The organism is Methylobacterium sp. WL9 (genome assembly GCF_008040035.1).
GTDB lineage: Bacteria > Pseudomonadota > Alphaproteobacteria > Rhizobiales > Beijerinckiaceae > Methylobacterium > Methylobacterium thuringiense.
The window spans coordinates 1-5,400 of sequence record NZ_VRVE01000138.1; the positions used below are offsets into that span (position 1 = coordinate 1).

6 protein-coding genes and 2 pseudogenes are annotated in these 5,400 nt (G+C 70.1%); 7 read left to right on the forward strand and 1 reads right to left on the reverse strand.

What is annotated here, in order from left to right; translation table 11 throughout:
* The 4 genes and pseudogenes from FV217_RS23110 to FV217_RS21645 form a co-directional block, all read left to right on the forward strand.
* Positions 1-615 (forward strand): annotated as a pseudogene (locus FV217_RS23110) (hypothetical protein); the annotation flags it as partial.
* A 50-nt stretch (positions 616-665) separates the two neighbouring features.
* Entirely contained in the window at positions 666-1,115 is a 450-nt protein-coding gene (locus FV217_RS21635; RefSeq protein ID WP_147820573.1) for an NUDIX hydrolase, read from the forward strand.
* A 3-nt stretch (positions 1,116-1,118) separates the two neighbouring features.
* Entirely contained in the window at positions 1,119-1,571 is a 453-nt protein-coding gene (locus FV217_RS21640) for a TIGR02301 family protein (RefSeq protein WP_147821633.1), read from the forward strand.
* A gap of 152 nt (positions 1,572-1,723) precedes the next feature.
* Positions 1,724-1,990, forward strand: coding sequence for a hypothetical protein (locus FV217_RS21645; RefSeq protein ID WP_238231910.1), 267 nt, complete (start codon positions 1,724-1,726; stop codon positions 1,988-1,990).
* Between the two features lie 112 nt (positions 1,991-2,102).
* Here FV217_RS21645 and FV217_RS21650 read toward each other — a convergent pair whose 3' ends face one another.
* Positions 2,103-3,446, reverse strand: a complete 1,344-nt coding sequence (locus tag FV217_RS21650; protein ID WP_147820575.1) for a dihydroorotase — start codon at positions 3,444-3,446, stop codon at positions 2,103-2,105.
* Positions 3,447-3,535: 89 nt separating this feature from the next.
* On the opposite strand from FV217_RS21650, the gene FV217_RS21655 reads away from it, so the two are divergent.
* From FV217_RS21655 to FV217_RS21665, 3 genes and pseudogenes are all read left to right on the forward strand, one after another.
* The gene (locus FV217_RS21655; RefSeq protein ID WP_147820577.1) at positions 3,536-4,396 is read left to right on the forward strand and encodes a folate-binding protein YgfZ; all 861 of its coding nucleotides are present in this window, start codon (positions 3,536-3,538) and stop codon (positions 4,394-4,396) included.
* Between the two features lie 6 nt (positions 4,397-4,402).
* On the forward strand, positions 4,403-5,020 hold the full coding sequence (locus tag FV217_RS21660; protein WP_147821627.1) for a DNA-3-methyladenine glycosylase I: 618 nt from the start codon (positions 4,403-4,405) through the stop codon (positions 5,018-5,020).
* Positions 5,017-5,400 (forward strand): annotated as a pseudogene (locus tag FV217_RS21665) (hydrolase); the annotation flags it as partial. The gene FV217_RS21660 and the pseudogene FV217_RS21665, both read left to right, overlap by 4 nt.

A 5,400-nucleotide genomic window follows, 5' to 3' on the forward strand; every position in this document is an offset into this window, starting at 1 on the left:
GCCTTCGCCACCGTCCGCCGGCCGCGCATCGCGACGCTCGACGGCAAGCCGGCGGTGCTCGCCGTCACCGCCGGGCCGGGCGCCGCCTCCGCGCTGGTCCTTGCCGCCAAGGACGTCGCCAAGGACGCTCCCAAAGACGCTGCGGGTGCCTGGAGCCTCGTCGCACGCACGCCGCCGCAGGCCGGCGGCACGCCACTCGCCATCGCCGGCATCGCCGACTTCTCGGGCGGTGGCCGCCCCCAGGTCGCGACGATCCGCGAGGCCGACGGCGGCGGCGTGCTGCAGCTCTGGTCCTATGCCGGCGGCGCCCTCACCCTCGCCGCCGAAGCGCCGGGCTATGCCGGCCCCAGTGCCGACCTCGACCTCGCCGCGGTGATTCCGGGCGAGCGCGGCAAGCCGGCAACCCTCGCCCTCCCCGCGGCCGACCGCGGCACGCTCGCGATCGTCTCGTTGACGGGCGGCATCGAGGAGCGGACGCGAATCCTGCTGCCGGGTCCGGCGGCGCTCGGTGTCGCGGCGCTCGGGCGTGGCGGGCGGGCTCGCGTGCTCGTCGGCCTCGCCGACGGCCGGTTGGCGATCGTCCCCGCGAATCTGCCGGGAAACCTGCCGCGATGAATGCCCCGGTACAAACCCTGGCGCATGCACGGTCATCACCAGGATTATCCATGACCAATGACGACCGGCTGTTTCCGACCCGTCCCTATATCGGCGTCTCGATCGCCGTGGTCCGTGACGGCTTGGTCCTGCTTGCCGCCCGCGCCAACCCACCGATGCAAGGCGTCTGGACGCTGCCGGGAGGCCTCGTCGAGGCCGGAGAACCGTTGGCGGATGCGGCAATTCGTGAGTTGCAGGAAGAGGTTGGCGTGGTCGCCGCAGTCGTCGGCACCAGCCTGACGCCCACCGAGATCATCCTGCGCGACGAGGCCGGGCGCCTGCGCCACCACTTCGTCATCCACCCCCATGCCGCGACCTGGCTCTCCGGCGAGCCGAAACCCGGTCCCGAGGCTCTCGACGTACGCTGGGTACGGCTCGACGACATCGCCGAACTGGAGACCACGCCGGGTCTCGCGGGCACGCTGGCCGAGGCGATTTCCCGTGTAAATGGAGGCGTTTAGGTGATCCGCCGCCTCGGCCCGATCCTGCTGTCGGCGCTGCTTGCCGGCGCTCCGGCCGCCACGGCCCTCGCCCAGCAGCGCGGCGCACCGGTGCGTCCGCAGCCTCAGCAGAAGGCTCCGGACAAGGAGCCTCCGCCGCCTGCCGAGCCGCCGCCGGCCCCCTACGACCGCGACCTGCTACGCCTCTCCGAGATCATCGGCGCTCTGGCCTTCCTGCGCGGCCTCTGCGAGGCGGGCGATGCCGCCGAATGGCCCACGCGGATGAAATCCATCCTGGAATCCGAAGGAGTTACGCCGAACCGCCGTGACCGGCTCGCCGGTGCCTACAACCGCGGCTACCGCGGCTACGCCCTGACCTACCGGGTCTGCACACCCTCGGCGGCCGAGGCCACCAACCGCTATCTCGGCGAGGGCGAACGCCTGTCACACGGCATCGCCGGCCGCTTCGGCGGGTGATCCTGTTGCCGAAAGGCCACGTCACCGCTTGGTTACGACGATCGCTCCAATCGCAGCGTCAACGTTAACCTCTTCGCAATTCCCCGCTGGTCGCCGCCGCCCAAGCATCCTATCGTCTCGATGCTTCGCCGGACAACGGATCGGCCCGAAACATGCGCGAGACCATGCTCCAGGAAACCGCCGCCGAAACCTTCGACGTCGACAGCGATGACAAGCGCGTCGCCTTGGGCCTCGTCACCGAAGCCTTCGCGGAGGGCTGTCTCGACGGACTCGACGGGGATTGCATGGCGCAGGCCGCGCTGTTCGCGGCCTTCCAGGAACTTGTTGCCACCTATGGCGAAGACGCCACGGCGACCTACGCCGAAGGCCTGCCGGAGCGCATCCGCGCCGGCGGCTTCACGACGACGCTTCATCATTAGGACGTCGTTCGCCGGGCCGATCGCTCAGGTATCCACTGAGGCTTCCCTGCCGGGATACGCTTCGCTGCATCCCGGGTCTTCAGAATGATCCGGCCCGGATCCGGTCTCTGCGTCACGAAAGCGGATGCAGGGCCTCTTCGAACACGACGGCTTCGCCGCGCGACGGCGTTACGAGTTCGTCCTGCCACACGACGGGGATGCCCCGCACCAGCGTGCCGACCGGCCAGCCGGTGACGGTGACGCCGTCATAGGGCGTCCAGCCGCATTTCGAAGCGATCCAGTCGTTGCGGATTTTTTCGCGGCGCTTCAGGTCGACCACGGTCACGTCGGCATCGTAGCCCACCGCCAGCCGGCCCTTGCGCGCGATCCCGAACAGCCGCTTCGGCCCGGCGCTGGTCAGGTCGACGAAGCGTGCGAGCGAGAGCCGCCCGGCCGCGACGTGGTCGAGCATGATCGGCACCAGCGTCTGCACCCCGGTCATGCCGGAGGGCGAGTCCGGATAGGGCTTGGCCTTCTCCTCCAGCGTATGCGGGGCGTGGTCCGAGCCGAGCACGTCGGCGATGCCCTGGGTCAGCCCCCGCCAGATCCCGTCGCGATGGGCGGCGTCGCGCACCGGCGGGTTCATCTGCACCAGCGTGCCGAGGCGGGCATAGGCCTCGCTGCCGTCCAGCGTCAGGTGATGCGGCGTCACCTCGACGCTCACGAGGTCTTTTGCCTCGCCCAGGATCGGCATCTCGTCGGCGGTCGAGATGTGCAGGATGTGGATGCGCGCGCCGGTCTCGCGGGCCAGCGCGATCAGGCGCCGCGTCGCCTTCACCGCGACTTCGGGTGAGCGCCAGACCGGATGCGAGGACGGATCCCCGGAGATCCGAAGATCCTTGCGTTCGCGCAGCATCGGCTCGTCTTCCGAATGGAAGGCGGCGCGCCTGCGGATGCGTTTCAGGATTTCGCGCACCCCGGCATCGTCCTCCACCAGCAGCGCGCCGGTCGAGGAACCCACGAAAATCTTGATGCCGGCGGCGCCCGGCAGCCGCTCGAGGTCGGCGACCTGATCGGCGTTCTCGTGCGTGCCGCCGACCCAGAAGGCGAAGTCGCAATGCATCCGGTGATGTGCGCGGCCGACCTTGTCGGCGAGCGCCGCGGCGCTCGTGGTCAGCGGGTTGGTGTTCGGCATCTCGAACACCGCCGTCACGCCGCCCATCACGGCTGCGCGCGAGCCGGACTCCAAATCTTCCTTGTGGTCGAGTCCCGGCTCGCGAAAGTGGACCTGGCTGTCGATCACGCCGGGCAGCAGGTGCAGGCCGGTGCAATCGCGCGTCTCGACGGCCTGCGCTCGGGATAGATCGCCGATGGCGGCGACGCGGCCGGCCCGGATGCCGAGATCGGCCCGGGTCTCGCCATCGTGGTTGACCACCGTGCCGCCCGTCAGCACGAGATCGAAAGGCGTCTCCGTCACCGGCCGCTCCACATTGAGGCTCACTGCCGGGCGGCTTATGTCAGCCGCTGGCCGCGCGCAAATGGGTGCGGCGCCATTCAGGAGGCCTCATGCCGATCGCATTGCTGCCGGACCGCGCCGTCGTCACGGTCACCGGCGAGCCGGCGACCTCCTTCCTGCAGGGCATCCTCACCTGCAACGTCGAGACCCTGCCCGAGGGCGAGGCCCGCCTCGGCGCCCTGCTGACCCCGCAGGGAAAGATCCAGTTCGATTTCCTGGTCTCGCGCGCCGGACCCGAAGCGTTCCGCCTCGACGTGGCGGCCGAGCAGGTGCCGGCCCTCGTCAAGCGCCTGACCCTCTACAAGCTGCGCGCCAAGGTCACGATCGCGGTCGATCCGTCCCAGGGCGTCGGCGCCGCCTGGGACGGTGCCGAGACCAGCGCCGAGGTGCCGCGCTTCGCCGATGGGCGCCTGTCGCAGCTCGGCGTACGCCTCTACTTTTCGGAGGGCGCGTTCTCGGCGGATGCCACCGAGCAGTATTACCACGCCCATCGCATCGCCCTCGGCGTGCCAGAAGGCGGGCGCGACTTCGCCTTCGGCGACGCCTTTCCGCACGAGGCGCTGATGGACCAGATCGGCGGGGTCGATTTCCGCAAGGGCTGCTATGTCGGCCAGGAGGTGGTCTCGCGCATGCAGCACCGCGGCACCGCCCGCACCCGTATCGTGCCGCTAGTCTACAGCGACGGTGAGGCCGCCCCCGCCGGCAGCGAGGTGACGGCCGGGCAGAAGAATCTCGGCACCACGGGCAGCGCCGCCGGAGGGCGCGGGCTCGCCGCGATCCGCCTCGACCGCCTCGGCGACGCCCTCGCCACCGGAGAGCCGGTGCGCGCCGGCGGTTTATTGGCCGGTGTCGAGAAGCCGGCCTTCGCCACTTTCGCCTTCCCGGCCGATGCCGCGGCGGCAGCGGGCTGACGCCGCATGGCGGACGTGACCGGCCTCATCACCACCCATCCCGACGGCTGCCCGCGCTGCTGGTGGGCCGGGCTCGACGCGACATACGTCGCCTATCACGACACCGAATGGGGTGTGCCGGAGTTCGATTCCCGCGCGCTCTACGAAAAGCTGATCCTCGACGGCTTCCAGGCCGGGCTGTCCTGGATCACGATCCTGCGCCGTCGCGAGGGGTTCCGCAGCGCCTTCGCAGGGTTCGAGCCTGAAACGATCGCGCGCTTCACCGACGCCGACGTGGCGCGGCTGATGACGGATACCGGCATCATCCGGAACCGCGCCAAGATCGTCGGCACCATCGCCGGAGCCCGCGCTTGGCTCGCGATCGAGGAGAGCGGACCGGGGTTTTCGCGCTTTCTCTGGGATTTCGTCGATGGGACGCCGGTCCAGTCCGGTGCGCAAACGCGCGCCGACATCGCCACCGAGACCGAGGTCTCGCAAAGAATCGCGAAGGCATTGAAGGCGAAGGGCTTCAGCTTCTGCGGGCCGACCATCATCCATGCCTTCATGCAGGCGACCGGCATGGTCAACGACCACCTCGCCGGCTGCCACCGCCACGCGGCCTGCGCGGCTTTGGCGCCGGCATGACGGCTTCGAAACAGCCGCCCCGCGCGTGGCAGCGCATGCTGTCGGGCCGGCGCCTCGACCTGCTCGACCCCTCTCCGCTCGACGTCGAGATCGCCGACATCGCGCATGGCCTCGCCCGCGTCGCCCGCTGGAACGGGCAGACGCACGGTCCGCACGTTTTTTCGGTCGCGCAGCACTCGCTGCTGGTCGAGGCGATCGGCGGTGGTCTGCCCGGCGGCGACGGGCCGGCGCAGCGCCTCGAACTGCTCCTGCACGACGCGCCCGAATACGTCATCGGCGACATCATCTCGCCCCTGAAGGCCGCGATCGGCGACGCCTACAAGTCCGTCGAGCGGCGGCTCCTCGGCGCCATCCGGCGGCGCTTCGACCTCGCCCCGCCC